The sequence below is a fragment of the Desulfobulbus alkaliphilus genome (assembly GCF_016918545.1).
Lineage (GTDB): Bacteria > Desulfobacterota > Desulfobulbia > Desulfobulbales > Desulfobulbaceae > Desulfobulbus > Desulfobulbus alkaliphilus.
The window spans coordinates 31,672-53,307 of sequence record NZ_JAFFQC010000023.1 but is presented as its reverse complement, the minus strand read 5'-3'; the positions used below and the strand labels follow the sequence as shown (position 1 = coordinate 53,307).

The following is a 21,636-nucleotide window of genomic DNA, read 5'->3' as shown; positions in this document are numbered from 1 at the left end:
CTTTTCGTGTCTTTCGTGGAGGCAAAAAAATGAACAATCGCGATATTTACCAAAAAGATCCGGCCACCCGAAAGCTGGTCAACGAGGGCGTGGCAAGCGTCAACGACGAAAAGACCAGTCAGGCCCTGGCGGTACTCCGTTACGAGCTGGAGACCTTCGTCTGCGACGGCCAATACGAGAAAGGGATGGCTCACATCCTCGAGACCTATCTGAAGAATATCGACCAGGCGCAGCAACCCGCAGTCTGGGTCAGTGGTTTTTACGGATCTGGTAAATCGCACCTCGTCAAAATGCTCCGTGCGCTTTGGGTCGACACGGTCTTCGAAGATGGATCCACGGCTCGCGGCATTGCCAACCTGCCCACTGCTATCCGCGATAATTTCAAGGAATTGGACACCCAGGCTAAGCGGCATGGGGGCTTGCACGCCGCATCCGGCACGCTGGGAGCCGGTGCAAGCGGTAGTGTCCGTCTGGCACTCCTGCGCATCATCTTCAAATCCGCCGGCTTGCCCGAGCAATACCCTGTTGCCCGCTTCGTCATGTGGCTCAAGCACGAAGGCATCGAGACCCAGGTTCGCGCCCATGTTGAGCAGAGTGGCTTCGACTGGATTGAGGAACTGGACAACTTCTACGTGGCTGAGGGCCTTCACGACGCCCTGGTTCAGGCCAAGCCCAAGCTCTTTTCATCACCCCTCTCCTGCGTCGAGACCCTGAACAATCTCTATCCTTACGTCCAGGACGTCTCCAGCGATGACATGCTCAAGGCGATTCGGCAGGCCCTGACGAAGGATGGCAAATTCCCCTTGACGCTTGTCGTGCTCGACGAAGTGCAACAGTATATCGGCGAAGACAGCCAACGCTCCATTGATGTCCAGGAGGCGGTGGAAGCCTGCAGCAAAAACATTGGCGGCAAATTCCTCTTCATCGGCACCGGTCAGACCGCCGTGACCGGCACCAGCAACCTGAAGAAGCTCGAGGGACGCTTCACCATCCGTGTGGAACTCTCCGATGCCGATGTCGATGCGGTCATTCGTCAGGTCATTCTGGCCAAAAAACCGGAAGCCAGGGCGCCCATCGAGCAAATCATGCAAACCAATCTGGGCGAGATCTCCCGGCATCTGGCGGGCACAACCATCGGCCATCAGCAGGACGACATTGCTTTTTTTCCCCAGGACTATCCGATTCTTCCGGTACGGCGCCGTTTTTGGGAGAACACCCTCCGGGTGCTGGATCAGACCGGAACCGACAGTCAGCTCCGCAACCAGCTCAGTATGATTCACAAGGTTATTCAGACCAATCTGGGCGAATCGCTGGGGAATGTTGTGCCGGCTGACTATCTCTATTTTGATTCCGCCGACAAGCTGTTGCAGTCGCGTATCCTGCCCCGCAAGGTCCACGAAAAGACCATGAGCTGGAGCAAAGGGACGGATGACGAACGACTCATGGGGCGTGCCTGCGGCCTGGTGTTTCTCATCAATAAGCTCGCCAGCAGCAATAACGAAATTGGCATCCGCGCCACTATCGACACCCTGGCCGATTTGCTGGTTGAGAATCTTTCCCGTGGTTCTGGTGCCCTGCGCGGCAAGTTGCCTGGATTGCTCGACAAATGCGAACTGCTGATGAAGGTTGGTGATGAATATCGCATTCAAACCGAGGAAAGCGCGGCCTGGAGTGACGAATTCTTAAGCCAGCGCTCCGCCTTGTCCAACGAGGCGCACCGTATCGAGGCCGAACGCGACGACCGCATCCGTAAGAAATTCGGCGAGATGGTGCGCAAGCTCTCCCTCGCCCAGGGGAGCTCGAAGGTCACCCGCGACATCTATCCGGTATTTGACGCCCAGCTTCCCGCCGATGCCGAGCAGCGCATTTACCTCTGGGTTCGCGACGGCTGGAGCATTGACGAAAACTCGGTGCGGGCCGATTCAAGGCAAGCGGGCAATCAGTCCCCGACTGTTTTTGTGTTCATTCCCAAGCGTTCCGCCGATGACCTCCGCCACCACCTCATCAATTACAAGGCCGCCAGCGCCACACTGGATAAGCGCGGAGTGCCCAATACCCCGGAAGGCACCGAAGCCCGGGCGGCCATGGAGACCACCAAGCAGGCCGCCGAGGGCAAGATTGGCGAACTGCTCATCGAAACCTTCTCCGGAGCCCGCGTCTTTCAGGGCGGCGGCAATGAAATCCTCGGCAACGATCTCCAGGAGATGGTACTGGAAGCCTCCGGCAACGCGCAGCAACGGCTCTACCCACAGTTCCATATCGCCGACCATGTGGGCTGGTCCAAGGTTTATGAAAAAGCCCAGAAAGGCGCTCCCGATGCGCTCAAGGCCGTCGGCTTTGAGGCCGAACCAGCAAAAAATCCGGTGTGCAAAGCCATTCTCGGCTTTATCGCCGGTGGCAAAAAAGGCACGGATATCCGCACCCAGTTCGAGTCTTCACCCTGCGGATGGTCGCGTGACGCCGTGGACGGTGGTCTCCAGGTGCTGTTGGTGGCCGGGCTGATCAGGGCGCAGGGTGAGCGCGGCCAAACCCTCGACCCCAAGGAGCTGGAGCGCAAAACCATCGGCAAGGTGATGTTCAAGGTGGAATCCGCCACCGTCACCACCGCCCAACGCATCCTGATCCGCAAGCTGTTGCAGAAGGTCGGCCTCTCGGCCAAACAGGGTGAGGAGTTGGTCCATATACCGCAGCTCCTGGAGAAAATGGTGGAACTTGCCGACCAGGCTGGCGGCGAGGCGCCGAAGCCGGCCCGGCCGGACACCACGTTCCTCGACGAAATCCGCCTTACAGCGGGCAATGAGCAACTGCTTGCTCTCTACAACCGGCGGGATGAACTGGGCGGCAGCATCGACAGCTGGACCGATCTCGCCGAGCGCATCGTCAAACGCTGGCCAAATTGGCTCACCCTGAATCGGTTGCTTGATCATGCCATAAAGGAAGAACCACAGACAGAAAACACAATCAGTGTCCATCTGTGTGAATCTGTGGTTCCCGATATTGAGATTATCTACGCCCAGGTGAAGACCATCGAGCAGCAGCGACAACTACTCGAAGAGCCCGACCAGGTCGGGCCGCTGATCGCCAACCTGACCCAACTGCTGCGCGATGAACTCAACAAGCTCGATAGCGAATATGCTACCCGTCATGCGAAGGGCATGGCGCGCCTGGCGGATGACACCAACTGGCAGCAACTGGAACCGGAACAGCGCTACCAGCTCATCTCTGCCCAATTTCTGCACGAGTCCGCCCGGCCCGCGGTTGCGGTACAGTCGACCCGAGACGTACTGACCACCCTGGACAACTGCACCCTGTCGATGTTTGCCGACCGTGTGGCGGCCATGCCCGCCCGCTTCGACAACGTCGCCAGCGGTGCCGCTGAACTGTGTGAACCCCAGGCTCAGTTCATTCAGGTACCGCGCCGCACGCTGAAAACCGACGAGGAGATAGATACCTGGGTCATTGAGGTGCAACAACAACTCAAGGCTGCCTTACAGGCAGGGCCTGTAGTGATCAGATAACAGAGGAAAGAGTTCAGAATGAAGTTCGAGGATCTCGAAGTCTGGAAGCGATCTGCACGACTGAGTGCGGAAATCTACAAGGCATTGGCTGATTTGAAGGATTACGGATTCAAAGATCAGCTTTGCCGTTCCGGGCTGTCTGTGCCGAGCAATATTGCGGAAGGCATGGAGCGGGATTCACAGAAAGAGTTTTTGCAGTTCCTTCGGTTTGCCAAAGGTTCCTGTGGCGAGCTCCGAACTCAAGTCTACATCGGCCAGGAAATCGGCTATGTTGAAAAGCAGAAGGCCCAAGCATGGATACAGGAATCGAAAGAGATTTCTTCAATGATCGTGGGCCTGATGAAATCCATTAAGGCTCGAATGGCCACTGAAAACTGCACAGTGAACTCTGAACACTCCTCGCGGGAGACGGAAAACTAATGCAACCACTGGACAAGACGCTGCGCAACAAACTCGAAAAAACAATCAAAGAAGCCCGCGAGGCAGCCGAGGCAGCCGCCCGCGCCGCGCTGGAACAACTCGGTGTGGGTGAGGCCGCGCCCTTTGCGCATCTGAGCGAACCGGACCGGGAGCTGCGCCGCAAGCTGCGCGTTCACGGCCGTCAACTGGGTGATTCCCTGAACGGCGGCAAGATCCAGACCATGGATCGCCTGATCGAAGAGGTCGCCTACGAGCACTGGCACCGCATGCTGTTTGCTCGCTTTCTGGCCGAGAACAATCTGCTGATGTATATAGAAGAAGTGTCCACGAAAAACACGAAAAACACAAAAAATAAAGAAAAAGATTTCGCGAGTTTCGTGCCTTTCGTGGACGAAAATGCCGTAGCGGTGACGCTGGAGGAGTGCAGCGATCTGGCGGCGGATGAGGGGTTGAAAAACGAATGGGAGATGGCGGCGAAGCTGGCGTCACGCATGCTGCCGCAGATTTTCCGGCCCGATTCGCCGGTTTTCCAACTGAGCTTACCGCCGGAGCACCAGCAGAAACTGGAGCGCCTGGTGGCTGACCTTGAGCTTCCGGTCTTCACCGCCTCCGACAGCCTTGGCTGGGTCTATCAATTCTGGCAGGCCAAGAAGAAGGACGAGGTCAACGCCTCCGAGGTCAAGATCGGCGCACGGGAGCTGCCCGCCGTCACCCAGCTGTTTACCGAGCCTTACATGGTCAGCTTCCTGCTCGACAACTCCCTTGGCGCTTGGTTTGTTGCCCAACAAACCAAGCGAGTGGTAAGTGGTCAGTTATCAGATTTCAGTAAAAGAGCGATTGAGAAGCTGAAGCATGCTGAATCGGAAGCAGAGCTCCGGGAGTTTTTCAGTTTGCCTGGCGTGCCGTTTTCCTATCTTCGGTTTGTCAAAACTGATCACTGCACACTAATAACTGATAACTCCAGCGTGTTCGACGGAGAACACTGGATGCCAGCCGCCGGTTGGTTCGATGGTTGGCCCGATAGCCTGAGTGAACTCAAAACGCTGGATCCCTGCTGCGGCTCCGGCCACTTCCTGGTGGCTGCCTTCCTGATGCTGGTGCCGATGCGCATGGAGCGCGACGGTCTTTCGGCCAGGGAAGCGGCGGATGCGGTACTGCGGGAAAATATCCACGGCCTGGAACTGGACCAGCGCTGCGTGGAACTGGCCGCCTTTGCCCTGGCGCTGACTGCTTGGAAATACCCGGATGCGGGCGGTTATCGTCCCTTGCCGGAATTGAATATCGCCTGCTCTGGCTTGTCCGTGAGTGTGGCAAAAGAGGAATGGAAACAGCTCGGCTCTCGATTGGGTGGGGGTAAAAAGAACCTCACCATCGCCCTGGGCTGGATGCACGATACCTTCAAGGATGCGCCGGTGCTGGGCAGCCTGCTCAATCCCGCCAAGGCCGATGCCGCCAAACTGGTGCAGTGGGATGAACTCTCCAGCGCGTTGGAGCAGGCGTTACAAGCAGAGTCCACGAAAAACACGAAAAGCACGAACGAAAATGAAAAAGAAAATTTCGAGTCATTTGTGGACGAAAAAAGAGAAGTCGCTGTTGTCGCCCAGGGACTGGCCAAGGCCGCAACTCTGCTTGCCGGGCGCTATCAATGGGTGATGACCAATGTGCCGTATCTGGCCCGAGGAAAGCAGAATGAGCGGCTGCGCGATTTCTGCGAAAAGCACTATCCGGCCGCGAAGAACGATCTGGCGACCGTATTCCTCGACCGCTGCCTGGAACTCTGCGCGAAAGGTGGCACCTCCAGCATCGTGTTGCCGCAGAACTGGCTCTTCCTGACCAGCTACAAGAAATTTCGCGAGAAGCTGCTGAAGAATGACACTTGGCATCTGATCGCCCGCCTGGGTCCGGGAGCCTTTGAAACCATTAGTGGCGAGGTGGTGAAAGCCATCTTGATCACCCTTAGCCGTGGCAATTCAACAAAAGAAGCGGGCGGGCTGTTTGGGTCCACGAAAAACACGAAAAGCACGAACAATGAATTAGACCTTTTCGAGTCTTTCGTGCCTTTCGTGGACAATAAAATTCGTGGACTGGATGTCTCCGAGCCCCGCACCGCCGCCGAAAAAGCAGCACAGTTGCTGACAGGAGAAATCAAGAGCGTTGAGCAGGCGAAGCAGTTGGATAATCCGGATGCAAGGGTTGGCTTTCAAGAAGGTGATGACAATGTCCAATTGTTGATTAACTACGTGGATTCCTACGAGGGAATAGGAACCGGCGATTTAGCTCGATTTCAGATGTTTTGGTGGGAAAGCGTATTGACCAGTGATTATATAGTTCCATTCAGGACGACTTCTGAGTTTACCAAGGAGTACGCTGGTTATACAGGAGCCTTGCTCTGGGAATCGGGTGCCGGTGATATGGTAAAAAAAGCCCGTGAACAGAATAGCAGACCGACAAGGGGTTTTCGTGCATGGGGTAAGAAAGGTATTGCGATTAATCGTATGCGAAATCTTGAATCCTCTTTGTTCTATGGGCAAAAATTTGACTGCAATATCGCAGCTATCATACCGAAAACTATAGAGCAGCTTCCCGCAATTTGGGCGTTTTGCTCTTCGCCTGAATATCCAGTGTTGGTGCGAGATATTGATCAAGCGCTCAAGGTGACCAACCATACATTAGCAAAAGTCCCCTTCGACCTCGTCCACTGGACCAAGGTTGCCGAAGAAAAATACCCCAACGGCCTGCCCAGGCCCTACACCGACGATCCCACCCAATGGATCTTCCACGGCCACCCCTGCGGTTCGGTCATCTGGAATGAGGAGCAAAAATGGACGGCGCACGGACTGCTGCGCACCGATGACAGCGTGCTGCATGTCGCTGTCGCCCGCCTGCTCGGCTACCGCTGGCCCGCCGAGCTGGACCCGAATATGGAACTGGCCGACGAACAGCGCGAATGGGTCAAGCGCTGTGAAGCCCTGGCGAGCTTCGCCGATGATGACGGTATCGTCTGCATCCCGCCGGTACGGGGAGAGGCTTCGGCGTCCGACCGCCTGCTTGGCTTGCTCGCTGCCGCTCACAAGCAAGTGGTCAGTTATCAGTTATCAGATGGCAGTAAAAACACTGACCACTGCACACTGAACCCTGATATCTCTTTTTCCGCCTGGACAAACCAGATCCTTGCCGCTGCGGATCATGGCGGAAAAAGCCTGGAGACCTGGCTGCGGGAGAAGTTCTTCACTCAGCACTGCAAGCTGTTCCAGCACCGCCCCTTCATCTGGCACATCTGGGATGGCCTGCGCGACGGCTTCGCTGCCCTGGTCAACTACCACAAGCTCGATGCCAAGCTGCTGGAGACCCTCATCTACACCTACCTGGGCGACTGGATCAGCCGCCAGAAGCAGGACATCGCCAGCGGCGTCGATGGAGCCCAGGAGCGCCTGGCCGCCGCCGAGGCCCTCAAGAAGAAGCTGGAGCTGATCCTCGAAGGCGAAGCGCCCTACGACATCTTCGTGCGCTGGAAACCGCTGGAACAACAGCCCATCGGCTGGGACCCGGACCTCAACGACGGCGTGCGCCTCAACATCCGCCCCTTCCTCAGCGTGCCCGATGTCGGCAAAAAAGGCGCGGGGTGCTTACGCGACAAACCCAACATCCACTGGAACAAGGACCGGGGCAAGGATGTCAAATCCGCCCCGTGGTATCATCTTTTCAATGGCGACCGCATCAACGACCACCACTTGAGCCTTGATGAAAAGAAAAAAGCGCGAGGCCAGGCATGAACAAAAGAGAACTTCTAGAGCTGATCACTAACGGTGAAAATTCCGGTGTGGAATTCAAGCTGGACGATGTTCGCCCTGAACAACTCGCCAAGGAAGTGGTGGCCCTGGCCAACCTGAAAGGCGGACGTATCCTGCTGGGGGTCGCCGATGATAAATCGATAGTTGGGATCACCCGCGACAATCTCAGTGAATGGGTTGCGGATACAGTGTTCGCCCGCTATGTGCATCCGATCATTCTGCCGTATTACGAGGAAATAACCATGGATGACGGCAAGGTCGTTGCCGTGGTCACCATCGGGCAGGAAATTTCCAAGCCTTATGTGGTCCGGACCAACGACCGGGAGACCGCCTATGTTCGCATAGGCTCGGTTTCGCGTCCCGCGACGCGTGAACAGCTTTTGATACTGGGATCGGCCAGCGGCATGGTGCATTCGGAGATTATGCCGGTGCATCGCACCAGCTTTGAATCGCTCGATCTGGCACGGTTGGAGAATTATCTGCGGGATATTCTCAATGATCCGGAAGTCCCTGAATCCCGTGCTGCCTGGATTACTCGCCTGAAAGCCCTCGGGTTGATGGTTGACGCAGTGACTAATGAACCTGTTTGTACCATTGCCGGACTGCTTTTGTTTGGCATCAAGCCCCGGCAGTTTCTCCGCCAATCAGGCCTACGTATCATGTTCTTCGGCGCGCCGGACAAGATATACCAGGCACAGATGGACAAAGTCTTGGATGCTCCGCTGGTGGGTCGTTTTCAGGTTGGAAAAGCGGGCAAGAGCCTGATTGATGCGGGGTTGATCGAAAAGGCTTTGGAGCTGATCGAGCCTTTTGTCACACGCGAATCCGACCACATTGACCAAAATTTCCGTCGGGAAAAGAAGTGGCTTTATCCCTTTGAGGCACTACGGGAACTGCTGATCAATGCCTTGGCCCATCGCGATTGGACTCGCTTTGTTGACGTGGAAATTGCCGGTTACCAGGATCGGCTGGAAATTACCAGTCCCGGCGCCCTGCCCAATTCCATGACCATCGAAAAAGTGCTGGCGGGACAACGTTCAGCCCGAAATACCATCGTAGTCGAAGTGCTGCGCGACTACGGCTATGTAGATGCCAGGGGGATGGGGATACGCACCAAGGTAGTGCCGTTGATTGAGAAGTCCACTGGAGCCGCCCCTGCATTTGAAGCAACCGACGATTACTTCAAAACCACCATTCGCTCGGCAACTGTCCCTGAAACAGTCCCTGAAAACGCAAATCTGTCCCTGAAAAATGCGGATGTCGTGACAACTGTCCCTGATAACACCGTATTAAAGCCTCTTCAGGGTCAGCTTGTGGCCCTGTTGAAAGCGCATCCGCAAATGACCTATGAGGAGCTGGCTGCGGGTGTCGGGCAAACACGGAAGACCGTGCAACGCCATCTCCAGCAGCTCAAGGCGAAAGGTTTGCTTCGCCGTATCGGTGGAGCCAAGGGCGGCTACTGGGAGGTGATTGAATGAGAGTGCTTGATCATCTCTTGAAATCCATCCGTGATGCCGCCGTCTTCAACCCGGAGGTTCAGGTCGCACCGGCCTGTATTCTGTGGCCGGATCGTGACCGTCAGTGGGAAGCCGTTATCCCCGTTCTTCAGGCCGAATTGCCGGAACTCATGATCTTGGGCGACTATGCCCCTGAAAAGCGTATTGGGCCTGCTATATGGTTGCGCTGTGTGCTGGCAAAGACTGTTGTCCACGAAAATCACGAAAAACACAAAAATGATAAAAATAAATGTTCGTGCCTTTCGTGTCTTTCGTGGACCCCAATTCTCTATCTGCCGGGCGTCAGCCGCCAGGACCTGCGGGCTGTCGAAAGTTGCCCGGATCACCTTAAGCCGCTTGCTGAACTGCAATACCGGGGCGTGATCTGGTCGCAAATCAATGGGAAAGACTGGACGATCCTGGCCTACCTGAAATCAGATCAAGGCGGACTTGGGCTGGATGTCGCCCAGGACAATGATGCCAAGAATGCCATGCAGCTCGCGTTGTATCGGCTCCTCGACGAGGATGTTTCCTTACTGAAAGGTAAACGTCTGGATAAGGACTACTTCAATACCCTGTTGACCGGTGGCGACCCGATTCGCGATCTGCTGCAATGGCTCGATCAAGGGGATGCCTTCCAGGCAGGTCGGGGCGAGAACGAATGGAAAGCCTTTGTCGAGGTCTGCAAGTCTCAACTGGCCTTCAACCCCCTGAACGAAGGAGTCTTGGCCGGGTGCACTAAGCTTGCAAACCATGAAGGTCCCTGGCATGCCGTTTGGGAGCGCTACCGCGAGGCACCTAAGCGCTATCCCAACATTCCGGCACAAATCAGAAAATGTCGTCCGCCGAGTGACACCATTTTCTGGCACATGGGAGACCGATCGTTCGACGGCTGGCCGCAATGGAATGACGACCAGGAGAAAAATCTGCAACGGGATCTTATAGCCCTTGCCAAAGTCCCGGCTCATGAAGCAAGGGCCAAGGTCGAAAAACTTGAAAAACAGCATGGCCGCAGGCGTTCCTTGGTGTGGGTCGAATTGGGCGATGCTCCCCTGGCTTGCGCATTGCAACACCTGACCACCATCGCAGAGAATACGCAAACCGGACTGGCCGCGGGATCCCAGGATGATCTCGCGGCAGGGTATCGCAATCACGGCTGGCGAGTCGATGATGGGGTTGTGCGCGCCTTGGCGGAAGTTGATAGCGTTCAAGACTTTGAAGCGGTGAAAGTTGCCATCCGATCTCTCTATCTGCCGTGGGTGGAAGAATCAGCCCGCTATCTCCAGAAAATCTGGGTCCACCAAAAACACGAAAGACGCGAAAACGAAAACTGCATTCTGTTTGTGGACGGGTTGCGGTTTGATTGTGCCAAGCGGCTTGGCGAGTCGCTGGAAGCGGCGGGATGCGAGGTTGAGGAATCCGTGGCATGGGCGGCTCTACCCAGCGTCACCGGCACCTGCAAGCCGGCGGTGGCCCCCCTTGATTGTCAATCACACCGTGTCGCCGAAGAGCCCGCAGGCTTTAATTTTGAACCCATGAGTGCCTACCAGCTTAGCAAGGCCATCGAAGAAAACGGCTACTACATCCCCGACAAAAAACTTTCGTGTTCTTTCGTGTCTTTCGTGGATAAAAAAATATGGCTCGAATTCGGCGATATCGACCACGAAGGCCACGACCGTGGGTGGAAACTTGCCAAACACATCGATGCCCTGATTCTGGAGATCACAGACTGTATCACGGAGCTTCTGGCAGCAGGATGGAAGCGTGTTCGGGTGGTCACCGATCATGGATGGCTGCTGCTGCCCGGGGGCTTGCCAAAAATAGAACTGCCCCGTGCCCTGACAGACAGCAAATGGGGACGTTGCGCGTCTTTGAAACCTGGAGCCGTTGCCGAGGAGCGGCTGTATCCCTGGTTCTGGAATCCGAATCAGTACTTTGCCCTTGCCGATGGCGTCAGCTGTTTCAGAAAAGGGGAGGAATACTCTCATGGCGGCCTAAGTCTGCAGGAGTGCCTGACGCTGCACTTGACGGTAACACGAGACGAATCCGTGAACAGTGCGGTACCTGTCGAAGTTACCGACGTGGTATGGAAGGGTCTGCGCTGTACCGTTGCCGTTGATGGCAACTTCTCGGGTTTATCATTTGATGTTCGGAGCCAGGCCGGCAATTCATTGTCCAGTGTGGTTGTAGGGAGCAAACCGCTCAAAGACAACGGAACAGCCTCCGTGGTCGTCGAGGACGAGGACATGGAGGGGCGTGAAGCAACGGTGGTCCTGATCGATACCAATGGGGCGCTGGTTGCGCAGATTGCCACCATCATCGGAGGAACCACAGATGGACACAGATGAACACAGATTTTTGTTCAAAGAGGAAACTCATCAAATTATTGGATGTGCGATGGAGGTTTTGAACACTCTGGGTCACGGTTTGCTTGAAAAGCCTTATGAAAACGCCTTGTGTGTTGAGTTTGGATTGCGCAATATCGCCCATGCACAGCAGCCTCGTTTTGATGTGGTCTACAAAGAGGTCAAGGTGGGTGAATACATTCCTGATCTGATCGTTTTCAACAAGATTGTGGTAGATGCAAAGACCATTGAAAGAATTGCCGACCATGAAAAAGGCCAGATTTTGAATTACCTGAAGATCACAGGTCTACGAGTGGGCCTCATCCTGAATTTCAAGTATGCCAAGCTCCAATGGGAACGCCTCGTTCTATGAATGTTATCTGTGTCTATCTGTGTGAATCTGTGGTTCAAAGGAGGCTTTATGATTGAAATGGACCAGATCGACAAAAAAGCGGCCTCCTCGCTGGAAGGGTACCTGGTTCGTAAGGATCTGGTCCGGATGTTCAGCCGCCAGTTTCCGGTGCCAACCTATGTGGTCGAGTTTCTCCTCGGCCGGTACTGCGCCAGTACCGAGCAGGACGAGATCGACGAGGGGCTTGAGATCGTCCAACGGCAACTCAAATCGCGAACGGTCAAGGCCGGGGAAGAAGAGCTTTTCAAGGCTCGGGCCAGGGAAAATGGCGAGGTCAAAATCATCGACCTCATCACCGCTCGGCTGGATGCCAAGACCGACTCCTACATCGCAACCCTGCCCAGCCTGCAACTGACCGATGTCCGCATCAGCCCGGAACTGGTGAATGAACATGAACGAATGCTGACTGGCGGCTTTTATGCCGAAATCAGTCTGAACTACGATGCTTCTATTGCTCAGGAGAGTAGAGGAAGGCCTTTTGGTATCGAATTCCTCCGGGAAATTCAGCTGTCAAAACGAGATGTGCTCGACAGCTTAACCGAGGCACGGTCAAATTTTACCACCGAGGAATGGAAGGAATTCCTGCTTCGCTCCGTTGGCATTGAATCGGCCGGCTTGTCACAGCGGCAGCGCGATGCCTTGATGTTGCGCATGGTTCCTTTTGTTGAGCGCAACTACAACCTTGTGGAACTTGGACCCAGAGGAACCGGCAAAAGTCATCTTTATCAGCAAGTTTCTCCGTATGCACATCTTATTTCCGGCGGCAAGGCAACGGTTGCCAGAATGTTCGTCAACAACGCAACCGGCCAGCGCGGATTGGTCTGCCAGTACGATGTTGTTTGCTTTGATGAGGTATCCGGTATTTCCTTCGACCAAAAGGATGGGGTTAATATCATGAAGGGGTACATGGAATCCGGTGAATTCAGCCGTGGTAAAGAAAGTATTCGTGCCGATGGCAGCATCGTTCTGGTCGGTAATTTCAATGTGGATGTTGAGCACCAGCAACGGATCGGGCACCTGTTCGGTCCCATGCCGGCAGAAATACAAGACGATACCGCCTTTATGGATCGTATCCATGCCTTTCTGCCGGGGTGGGATGTTCCCAAAATCAGCAAGGAGCTTTTGACCAATCATTTCGGTCTGGTCAGCGATTTTCTCTCTGAATGCTGGAGTCAGCTCCGTCATCAAAGTCGGCTCAGCGTCCTGCAGAACAGGGTGTTTTTCGGGGGGGCTCTTTCCGGCCGTGATACCAATGCCGTAAACAAAACAGTGAGCGGCCTGCTCAAACTCCTTTATCCTGGAGAGGGTGAGGTCGCAGACGAGGATGTTGCATGGGCCGTCCATATTGCCATGGAGGCAAGACGTCGCGTCAAGGAGCAGCAGAAACGTGTCGGCGCGGCGGAATTCCGCAACACCCACTTCAGCTACGTGCTGGGTATCGATGGAGTTGAAACATTTGTTTCAACCCCTGAATTGCAAAGCGAAAACCGTATCGGCGGTGATCCTTTAGAGCCTGGTCAGGTCTGGACCATCTCACCGGGTGGTGGAGAAGATCATCCTGGGCTGTACCGGATTGAAGTCAATGAGGGCCCAGGTTCCGGTGTCAAAATTCTCAACAAACCCGTTCCGCCGGCCTTTAAGGAAAGCATGGGGTATGCCGAGCAGAACCTTTATGCACGCTCCACGCAATTGGTTGGCGACAAAGATCCTCGTCATCATGCATTCACCGCACAGCTCCGGGCCTTCGATGCTGCGAAATCGGGGGCGAAACTGGGCGTGGCATCACTCATTGCCCTTTGTACCGCCTTGCTGAAAAAAAGCGTGCGGGGTGGACTTATCATCGTGGGAGAGGTCAATCTGGGTGGTTCCATTGAACCCGTTCACAATCCGGTCACCATTGCAGAGATTGCGGTTGAAAAAGGCGCAGCGACACTGCTGATGCCGGTCGGCTGTCGTCGGCAATTGTTTGACCTCTCAGACGACATGGCGACCAGAATCGACATCCAATTTTATGCCGATATCCAGGATGCTCTCCTGAAAGCAATAGTGGAGTAATGGAGAACAGTGGACTTCTTCGTATCTTGGTCAGAATCATTCTAAATATGAGGAGAAAGCTATGAGAAATGCCGTCATCCGCTCCATAGGTTCATACGCTCCGGAACGTATTCTTACTAATGAGTATTTTGATCAATTGCTGGGGGAAAATGTCAGTACCTGGTTGGAAAAGAATTTGACCATACAAGAGCGCCGATGGTGCCGGGATAACCAATCCACGGCGGATTTGTGTGTTGAAGCTGCTCAGAGAGCTTTGAAAAAGGCCGGATTGGCAGCCACGGCCCTTGATTTGATTATTGTCGGCACCGATACGCCGGAACATATTTCCCCCTCCACGGCATCCGCGGTCCACTATCGTTTGGGGGCGACCAATGCCGGTGCTTTAGATGTAAACGTTGCCTGCTCAAGCTTTGTGGTTGGTTTAGAAATGGCAAGTCGATATATCCGCTCAGGCAATGACTACGCAACAATCCTGGTCATTGGCGCCTATGCCATGAGTAAATATTTGAATCCAAAAGATAAAAAAACGGTCACCCTGTTTGCCGATGGAGCCGGAGCGGCTGTAGTGACCGCGGTTGAGGGAGGGAACCGCGGATTTCTGGGAGCCAGACACAAAGTTGAAGGGCAGTATCATGGGTGGATGGGGATCTATGCAGGAGGAACCCAGTATCCGATTTCTCCTCAAGCCCTGGCGAAGGGCGATCAGTATTTACAGTTTGTGAAAAAATTTCCAGACAATAAGAATCCAGAAACCTGGACCTTAATGGTTCGTTCCCTGTGTCAGCAATTAGACATCAAACCCAATGACATTGCTCATTATTTCATGACTCAGATCAATATCAACAGCATCCATCAGACAATGGACAACCTGGATGTCCCACGTGCAAAAGCGCACACGATCATGGACAGATATGCATATACCGGTGCTGCATGTATTCCCATGGCCATTGATGACGCAGTCCAATGCGGAAGGCTGAAGGAAAATGATTTAATCTTGATGATTACCTCGGGAGGCGGCCTTTCGTTTGCTGCAGCGGTGTTTCGCTATTAACCATGCAGCCTTGATTCCGCGGCGAAGCCGGTGGAATATTTTCCCACTTCACTTGAGGTTGGCCCGCGCAAAAACCGAACAGGATGATTAGCATGTTTCAGGAGAAATTTCCCCAGCCTCGACGGCGAATCATGAATTGAATCCACAACAAGTCCCAGGGTAGACTTGCCCCTCCTCTTATCGACCAAGCCTGCAACACGCAATTGTAACCCCGTTGATATTCTTTTAGTTGCGTTTGGTTGTATGATGTATAGCATTGTTTAATAATTGTTACTGGTCAGTTGTGGTAGTCGAAACCAACCGTGAATGGTCAAGCAAAAGGAGGACATTATGGCGAAGCTCGGTTTTGGTCTGGATGCGGGAGATTTTTTCCTGACTCTGGATTGAGCCCTCCGATGTGGCGGTCTCGATTGCCTGCATATCAAGGATAGATACTCCCAGAAAGAAGCCAATCTGTATGGTGCTGTGACCAGAAAAAGAATTTGGAGGAATTTACTATGAAATGGCTGCAATTTCTCACCCCGGTTTCTTCCCTCAACTGGCAAGAGGCGCACGAGCTTGTTCAACAGCACCCGCCTGGTGATGTGATCTTTCTGGATGTACGACAACCCAGGGAATACGAAGCAAGCCACCTGCCCGGAGCAAAGCTCATTCCGCTTGGCGAACTGGACAACCGGCTGGATGAACTCGACCGGGAAAAATCGATTGTCATCTATTGAGCCATTGGCGGACGCAGCCGGGTTGCTGCGCAAATGATGGCAGGCAAAGGGTTCAAGAATCTCTACAATCTGTCCGGTGGCATCAAGGCATGGAAAAAAGAGGTGGCTGTCGGTCCGGAAGATGTCGGCCTGCACCTCTTTTCCGGAGGCACCAGCCCTGAGGAGGCCCTCATTACCGGTTTCGGGCTTGAAGCCGGTCTGCGGGATTTTTACCTCTCTGTGCAGGAAAAAGTGATCAATGAGTCGACAAAAAATCTCTTTGCCATGTTGGCGGATATCGAAATCCGTCATCAGGAGCGACTGGTCCAGCTCTACGCTGAAAGCACCGGTGTCGATATCTCTCGAGAAGAATTCGCCCGGAAAATCGCCGAACCGGCAATGGAAGGTGGTCTGACCACAGAGGAGTACCTGCAGCTCTACCAGACAGATCTTGAATCTGAAACCGAGGTGCTCGGCATGGCACTGGCCATTGAGGCGCAGGCCTTGGATCTCTATTCCCGAGCGGCACAACAAAGCGAAAATAGTCAAGAGTTTCGTACTGTTCTCCTGCAGATTGCCGAGGAAGAGCGCAGTCACATGGCGAAATTAAGCGAGTATATGGATCAACATCACAATACGTTATGAAAAAACAACTCCTGCTCATCGGTGGTGGCCATGCGCATATGGTCACCCTTGCCAATCTCGAAACTTTTGTTGCCAAGGGATTTGGGGTCACGGTTATTCAACCCTCGGAATACCACTATTACAGTGGCATGGGGCCAGGTATGCTTGGGGGAACATATAAGCCGGAGGATATTCGCTTTGCGACCCGAAAACTTGTCGAAGCCAAAGGAGGCCGCTTTGTTCTCGGCAAGGCCTTCAGCATCGATCCCGAGCAGCAGCTCGTCTCTCTTGAGGATTCAAAAGAGGCTCTTCCCTATGATGTTCTTTCCTGTAATGCAGGATCCTCTGTGCCGAGGGAGGTGCTGCAAGGAGATACAAAGAATTTTTTTACCGCCAAGCCCATTGAGGAGTTGCTGTTGGCTCGGAAAACGATACTTGATCGTGCCGCCGGCGGAAAAATCACCATTGCCGTTATCGGCAGTGGCCCATCATCTGTTGAGATTGCCGGCAATATCCATCAATTGTGTCGCGAGAAGGCGGTTCCCATGCCGTTGATTCGAATTTTTGCCGGTCGGCATTTCTTCGCAGGAAGGCCCGGACGGGTTCGCCGACTCGCCAGGAAAATCCTGACGCGCAAAGGGGTGGACATCCTCGAGAACGGATATGTACAGCAGGTAGAAAACGGCCGGATTATGATCGAAAACGGTCAGGAATATACCGCTGATATTATTTTTCACGCAGTCGGAGTCAAGCCGTCGCCGATTTTTACCCGTTCCGGGCTGCCGGTCGGTCCGGATGGTGGACTTCGAGTGAACCAATGTCTGCAGTCCGTTGGCCATGACAATATTTTTGGTGGTGGCGACTGTATCTATTTCGAGGCTGAACCGCTGGACAAGGTCGGTGTTTATGCCGTGCGGCAAAACCCCATTCTTTACAGAAACCTGCTCGCCGCTCTTGAGAACAAACCGCTTGAGCAATTTCAACCGGGAGGAAAATACCTGCTCATCTACAACCTGGGCGATGGTGAGGGGATCCTCTCCAAATGGAAGATCACCTTTTCAGGAAAACCGGCCTTTTATCTCAAGGATCGTATTGATCGCCGGTTTATTGACGCTTTTCGAGTCAAACCATGAAAAAGGGCACAAATTCAACGTGATGCCCGTCGAATCCCTGTTCCAGGCTTTCATTTTGAATGCGCTTGCACGGATTGAGACTTTGTCCTATGGTATGAACTGGTTACAGAGCAACAACATCTTGCCGTCTCAATGGAGGTATTTTGCATGTCGGTGCGATTGAAAGACAACCTGTATGAAGTGCTGCTGGCCGTGCTGCCTATCACCGTGGTGACAACAATCCTTCAGGTGTTTGTCATTGCCCTGCCCACACCAATGTTCCTGCGTTTTCTCATTGGCGCCTTGCTGGTCATGGTCGGCCTGACCCTTTTTCTCCAAGGGGTGAAGATGGGTCTTTTACCCATGGGCGAAACCATCGGCGCGGAACTGCCTCAGAAAGCCTCCTTGCCCATTATTTTACTGGTTGCCTTCCTGCTTGGTTTTCTGGTTACAGTCGCTGAGCCCGATGTTCGGGTGCTGGCCTTTCAGGTGGATCTTGTTTCCGAAGGTGCGGTGAGCAAAAATATTCTCATCCTGGCGGTGGCTCTTGGGGTGGCTGTTTTTGTGTGTATGGCAGTACTCAGAATCATTTTGGGTGTCCCCATTACCTATCTTCTTGCCGGAGGCTACACCATTGTATTGCTTCTTTCCTTCTTCACCCCCCCGGACTTTGTTCCCCTTTCCTTTGATGCCGGGGGTGTAACCACCGGGCCCGTAACGGTGCCTTTCATCCTGGCCCTGGGGATCGGCACGGCTGCGGTCCTGGGCGGCCGGTCATCCTTTTCCGACGGGTTTGGTCTGGTGGGGCTTGCCTCCATCGGACCCATACTTGCCGTCATGATCCTGGGTGTGATCTACCAATAATGAACGAACTGCTCGATTTTCTCGATTGTAAAGAAATCATTCTGGAAGTGATCATGGCACTGGGACCGCTGGTCCTTTTTTTCCTGGTTTTCCAGATATTTTTCCTCAAGTTGCCCATTGAATACGTCAAGAATCTGCTCAAGGGGGTGGCCTTGACCTTCATCGGCCTTGTCCTGTTCCTCCAGGGGGTCACTGTGGGATTCCTCCCCGTGGGTAGTGCCATGGGGGAAGTGCTGGGGTCCATGGAGAACCGATGGCTTATTATTCCCATCGGTTTCCTGCTCGGCTTCGTTGCCACCATTGCCGAGCCCGCTGTCCGCATTTTGAGCTACGAAGTAGAAAGAACCTCAGGAGGCTCGATCCGGTCGCAGACCATCCTCGCCACCCTGGCATTGGGGGTCTCTGTGTTTATGGCTTTGGGCATGGTGCGTATCCTCTACGGTATCCCGATCCTCTACCTGGTCATTCCCGCGTATCTCATTGTTCTCGTTATGCTGAAATTTTCCGATCCTACTTTTACTTCCATTGCCTTTGACGCCGGAGGCGTGGCCACGGGGCCGATGACAGTGACCTTTGTGCTTGCCATCGCCGTGGGCATCGCCACGGCCATGCCGGACCGGGACGCCATTGCCGATGGTTTCGGACTCATCGCTCTGGTCGCACTGGCCCCCATTCTTTCGGTTATGATTCTTGGGCTGCTCTATTCAAGAAAATGAGGGATATTCAATGATGAATCACTACGATTTAATCATCACCATCGTCAACAAGGGACATTCACTGACGGTTATCAAGGCTTCAAAAGAGGCTGGTGCCGAAGGAGGAACCACGCTGATGGGGCGTGGTGCCGGTATTCATGAAACCAAAACCCTCCTGGGGATTCCCATTGAGCCGGAAAAAGAGATTGTCCTGACAGCCATCCCCAAGGAACGCACCGACCAGGTGCTCAACGCCATCATTCAATCTGCAGGCCTTGATAAACCGGGGACTGGGGTCGTTTTTGTGGTCGAGCTCAAAAGGGTGGCTGGGATCTGTCACCTTGTCGACGGCAATTTGGTCTGCGATGTAAATTTCTGAAAGAGTACTCAGCAGATGGCAAAGGAGTCACAAATGACTTACGTGCCAACCAGAATCCTCACTCCCGGAAAAAACTGCGGGCAATTGGTCAGGGCGGATCGTGCGGCAGTGCTGATCAATGGTGAAGCGTATTTTGCCGCGTTTCACCAAACCGTATTGAAGGCGCAAAAACAGATTCTCATTCTTGGCTGGGATATTCACAGCAAGGTGGCATTGCTGCGCGGTGAAGCGGCCTCTCAGGCGCAATCCAATGGTCTCCCTGTCAAGTTGGGTCTTTTGCTCGATCATGCGGTGTGCAACAACCCTGATCTGGATATTCGTATTTTGATCTGGGATTTCTCCATGCTGTTGAGCATGGAGCGCGATCCCAACCTGCTGTTCAATCTGGGCTGGGTGCCGCACCCGAGCATTTGTTTCCATCTGGATGACGAGCATCCTTTCGGTGCTTCCCATCATCAGAAGATTGTTGTCGTTGACAGTCAGGTGGCTTTTTGTGGAGGTATGGACCTGAGCCATTATCGCTGGGATACATCTGCTCACGAACCAGATGATCCGCGCCGCATGACCCCGGCAGGTGACACCTACTCTCCATATCACGATACCATGATGATTGTGGACGGCAATGCTGCCTCAGCCCTGGCCCAGTATTGTGCACTTCGCTGGCACCAGGCCACCAAAAAAACCATGGAAGTGCGCAGCAGCAGCGGCAGTGATGCCTGGCCTGACGGTGTTCAACCATGGTTTGAAAATGTGGAGGTGGCAATCTCCCGGACGGTACCGCAATACAAAACGCGACCCGAGGTCCGCGAGGTCGAAGCGCTGTATCTGGATGCAATCCAGGCGGCTCGCCATTTGATTTTTATTGAAAACCAGTATTTCACCTCTCCGGTCTTGCTGCAGGCCCTGGAAGAGCGATTGCGTGAAAAGCAGGGGCCGGAGGTGGTTGTCATCCTCCCCAAGAAAACACAGGGGTGGTTGGGCAACAAGGTTATGGAGGCCAAGCGGATCCATGTGCTCAACAGGTTGCTCATGGCTGATCTCCATAACCGGTTGAGGCTGCTTTACCCGTGGGTCGGTGATCAGGGCGTCATGGTTCATGCCAAATTGATGGTCGTGGACGACAAGTTGCTACGGGTGGGCTCTGCCAATTTATGTAACCGGTCTCTGGGATTGGATACGGAGTGCGATCTTGCCATTGAAGCTGGATCGTCGAACGTTGAGGCCGGCATACGCCGGGTGCGCAATGAGTTGCTGGCCGAACATTTAGGCGTTGCACCGGCCGAGGTGGATGTGTTGACGGTCAAATACGGTTCGCTTCTTCGGATGTTGGATGAATTGTCGACACCTGGTCGACAGAAAGCCGCCCAACGGGGTCTGGCTCCCCTGGAGGCCCAGGAAAACAAGTACCCGGAATTGATCAGTGAGGCCGAGGTTCTTGACCCGGAACGTCCTTTGGAGGTTGATCAGCTGTTGGATTTTTTTGTCCCTGATGACACATCCTCGCAAGGAGGGTGGTTACGCGGCAATTGGCTGTGGCTGACTTTGGGGGTGCTGGCGTTGGTTCTTTTGGCGAGTGCATGGCGTTTTGCATCGCTTGCCGAGATCGCCAACAGGGAAAATCTGGTTGCGATCATTCAGGGGCTGGCTGCGGGCTGGACCATGTATCCTTTGATCGTGCTTGTTTTTCTGGTCGGGGGGCTTGCGCTGTTTCCTGTAACGGTCCTCATCGGAGCCACGGCTATCTTGCTGGAGCCAGGCCCCGCGCTGGTTACTGCCCTGATTGGTACCCAGTGCAGTGCCGCTGCCGCTTACGGGGTGGGCATGAAGCTTGGCCGGAGACGTATACGACGTATGGCTGGCGATCGTCTCAATCGCATCAGTAAGTACCTTGCCCGGCATGGAGTACTCAGTATGGCAACCGTGCGCGTGCTGCCTCTTGCCCCGTTCACAATTATTAATTTTGTGGCTGGCGCATCGCATATCCGGTTTGTGGATTATATGCTTGGCACTGCACTGGGCATGGTCCCCGGCATTCTTGCCGTGACCATTTTTACCGACCAGTTCCTGGCTTTTCTGCTCAACCCCAGACCGGCGAACATCCTGATCATGTCCGGTGCTCTGATCTTCCTGTTCCTGATTACCAGATGGCTCAAGCGTCGATTGACCTAGGACTGAG

The 21,636-nt window shown here is 54.1% G+C and carries 14 protein-coding genes; all 14 read left to right on the top strand.

What is annotated here, in order from left to right; genetic code table 11:
* Positions 1-29 precede the first annotated feature (29 nt).
* The 14 genes from brxC to JWG43_RS12445 all read left to right on the top strand — a co-directional run bounded on the left by brxC (position 30) and on the right by JWG43_RS12445 (position 21,629).
* Positions 30-3,518: a BREX system P-loop protein BrxC gene (gene brxC / locus JWG43_RS12510; RefSeq protein ID WP_205243275.1), complete on the top strand. Its 3,489-nt coding sequence runs from the start codon at positions 30-32 to the stop codon at positions 3,516-3,518.
* Between the two features lie 18 nt (positions 3,519-3,536).
* Complete coding sequence (locus JWG43_RS12505; RefSeq protein WP_205243274.1) at positions 3,537-3,938, top strand: four helix bundle protein; 402 nt, start codon at positions 3,537-3,539, stop codon at positions 3,936-3,938.
* Positions 3,938-7,711: an Eco57I restriction-modification methylase domain-containing protein gene (locus JWG43_RS12500; protein ID WP_205243273.1), complete on the top strand. Its 3,774-nt coding sequence runs from the start codon at positions 3,938-3,940 to the stop codon at positions 7,709-7,711. Before JWG43_RS12505 ends, JWG43_RS12500 begins: the two co-directional genes overlap by 1 nt.
* Positions 7,708-9,207: an RNA-binding domain-containing protein gene (locus JWG43_RS12495; protein WP_205243272.1), complete on the top strand. Its 1,500-nt coding sequence runs from the start codon at positions 7,708-7,710 to the stop codon at positions 9,205-9,207. The genes JWG43_RS12500 and JWG43_RS12495 overlap by 4 nt, the downstream gene beginning before the upstream one ends.
* On the top strand, positions 9,204-11,573 hold the full coding sequence (pglZ, locus tag JWG43_RS12490) for a BREX-1 system phosphatase PglZ type B (protein WP_205243271.1): 2,370 nt from the start codon (positions 9,204-9,206) through the stop codon (positions 11,571-11,573). Before JWG43_RS12495 ends, pglZ begins: the two co-directional genes overlap by 4 nt.
* The gene (locus JWG43_RS12485) at positions 11,560-11,943 is read left to right on the top strand and encodes a GxxExxY protein (protein WP_240193566.1); all 384 of its coding nucleotides are present in this window, start codon (positions 11,560-11,562) and stop codon (positions 11,941-11,943) included. Before pglZ ends, JWG43_RS12485 begins: the two co-directional genes overlap by 14 nt.
* Before the next feature lie 48 nt (positions 11,944-11,991).
* A complete protein-coding gene (brxL, locus tag JWG43_RS12480; RefSeq protein ID WP_205243269.1) occupies positions 11,992-14,037 on the top strand; it encodes a BREX system Lon protease-like protein BrxL in 2,046 nt (681 codons plus the stop codon).
* Between the two features lie 61 nt (positions 14,038-14,098).
* Positions 14,099-15,088 carry a 3-oxoacyl-ACP synthase III family protein gene (locus JWG43_RS12475; protein ID WP_205243268.1) on the top strand — a complete coding sequence of 330 codons (990 nt, stop codon included), beginning with the start codon at positions 14,099-14,101 and terminating at the stop codon, positions 15,086-15,088.
* A 497-nt stretch (positions 15,089-15,585) separates the two neighbouring features.
* Complete coding sequence (locus JWG43_RS12470; protein WP_205243267.1) at positions 15,586-16,431, top strand: rhodanese-like domain-containing protein; 846 nt, start codon at positions 15,586-15,588, stop codon at positions 16,429-16,431.
* Positions 16,428-17,543, top strand: a complete 1,116-nt coding sequence (locus JWG43_RS12465; RefSeq protein WP_205243266.1) for an NAD(P)/FAD-dependent oxidoreductase — start codon at positions 16,428-16,430, stop codon at positions 17,541-17,543. Before JWG43_RS12470 ends, JWG43_RS12465 begins: the two co-directional genes overlap by 4 nt.
* Positions 17,544-17,690: 147 nt before the next feature.
* A complete protein-coding gene (locus JWG43_RS12460) occupies positions 17,691-18,386 on the top strand; it encodes a DUF1538 domain-containing protein (RefSeq protein WP_205243265.1) in 696 nt (231 codons plus the stop codon).
* On the top strand, positions 18,386-19,102 hold the full coding sequence (locus tag JWG43_RS12455) for a DUF1538 domain-containing protein (RefSeq protein WP_205243264.1): 717 nt from the start codon (positions 18,386-18,388) through the stop codon (positions 19,100-19,102). The genes JWG43_RS12460 and JWG43_RS12455 overlap by 1 nt, the downstream gene beginning before the upstream one ends.
* 10 nt (positions 19,103-19,112) lie before the next feature.
* Positions 19,113-19,460: a P-II family nitrogen regulator gene (locus JWG43_RS12450; protein ID WP_205243263.1), complete on the top strand. Its 348-nt coding sequence runs from the start codon at positions 19,113-19,115 to the stop codon at positions 19,458-19,460.
* 33 nt (positions 19,461-19,493) lie between these two features.
* A complete protein-coding gene (locus JWG43_RS12445; RefSeq protein ID WP_205243262.1) occupies positions 19,494-21,629 on the top strand; it encodes a VTT domain-containing protein in 2,136 nt (711 codons plus the stop codon).
* The last annotated feature ends 7 nt before the right edge of the window (positions 21,630-21,636 follow it).

Bases quoted from the DNA above. Each gene is read 5' to 3' on its own strand.
- brxL (WP_205243269.1), top strand. From the start codon at position 11,992: ATGATTGAAATGGACCAGATCGACAAAAAAGCGGCCTCCTCGCTGGAA.
- JWG43_RS12460 (WP_205243265.1), top strand. From the start codon at position 17,691: ATGTCGGTGCGATTGAAAGACAACCTGTATGAAGTGCTGCTGGCCGTG.
- JWG43_RS12445 (WP_205243262.1), top strand. From the start codon at position 19,494: ATGACTTACGTGCCAACCAGAATCCTCACTCCCGGAAAAAACTGCGGG.
- JWG43_RS12475 (WP_205243268.1), top strand. From the start codon at position 14,099: ATGAGAAATGCCGTCATCCGCTCCATAGGTTCATACGCTCCGGAACGT.
- brxC (WP_205243275.1), top strand. From the start codon at position 30: ATGAACAATCGCGATATTTACCAAAAAGATCCGGCCACCCGAAAGCTG.
- JWG43_RS12465 (WP_205243266.1), top strand. From the start codon at position 16,428: ATGAAAAAACAACTCCTGCTCATCGGTGGTGGCCATGCGCATATGGTC.
- JWG43_RS12455 (WP_205243264.1), top strand. From the start codon at position 18,386: ATGAACGAACTGCTCGATTTTCTCGATTGTAAAGAAATCATTCTGGAA.
- JWG43_RS12495 (WP_205243272.1), top strand. From the start codon at position 7,708: ATGAACAAAAGAGAACTTCTAGAGCTGATCACTAACGGTGAAAATTCC.
- JWG43_RS12485 (WP_240193566.1), top strand. From the start codon at position 11,560: ATGGACACAGATGAACACAGATTTTTGTTCAAAGAGGAAACTCATCAA.
- JWG43_RS12500 (WP_205243273.1), top strand. From the start codon at position 3,938: ATGCAACCACTGGACAAGACGCTGCGCAACAAACTCGAAAAAACAATC.
- JWG43_RS12450 (WP_205243263.1), top strand. From the start codon at position 19,113: ATGATGAATCACTACGATTTAATCATCACCATCGTCAACAAGGGACAT.
- pglZ (WP_205243271.1), top strand. From the start codon at position 9,204: ATGAGAGTGCTTGATCATCTCTTGAAATCCATCCGTGATGCCGCCGTC.
- JWG43_RS12505 (WP_205243274.1), top strand. From the start codon at position 3,537: ATGAAGTTCGAGGATCTCGAAGTCTGGAAGCGATCTGCACGACTGAGT.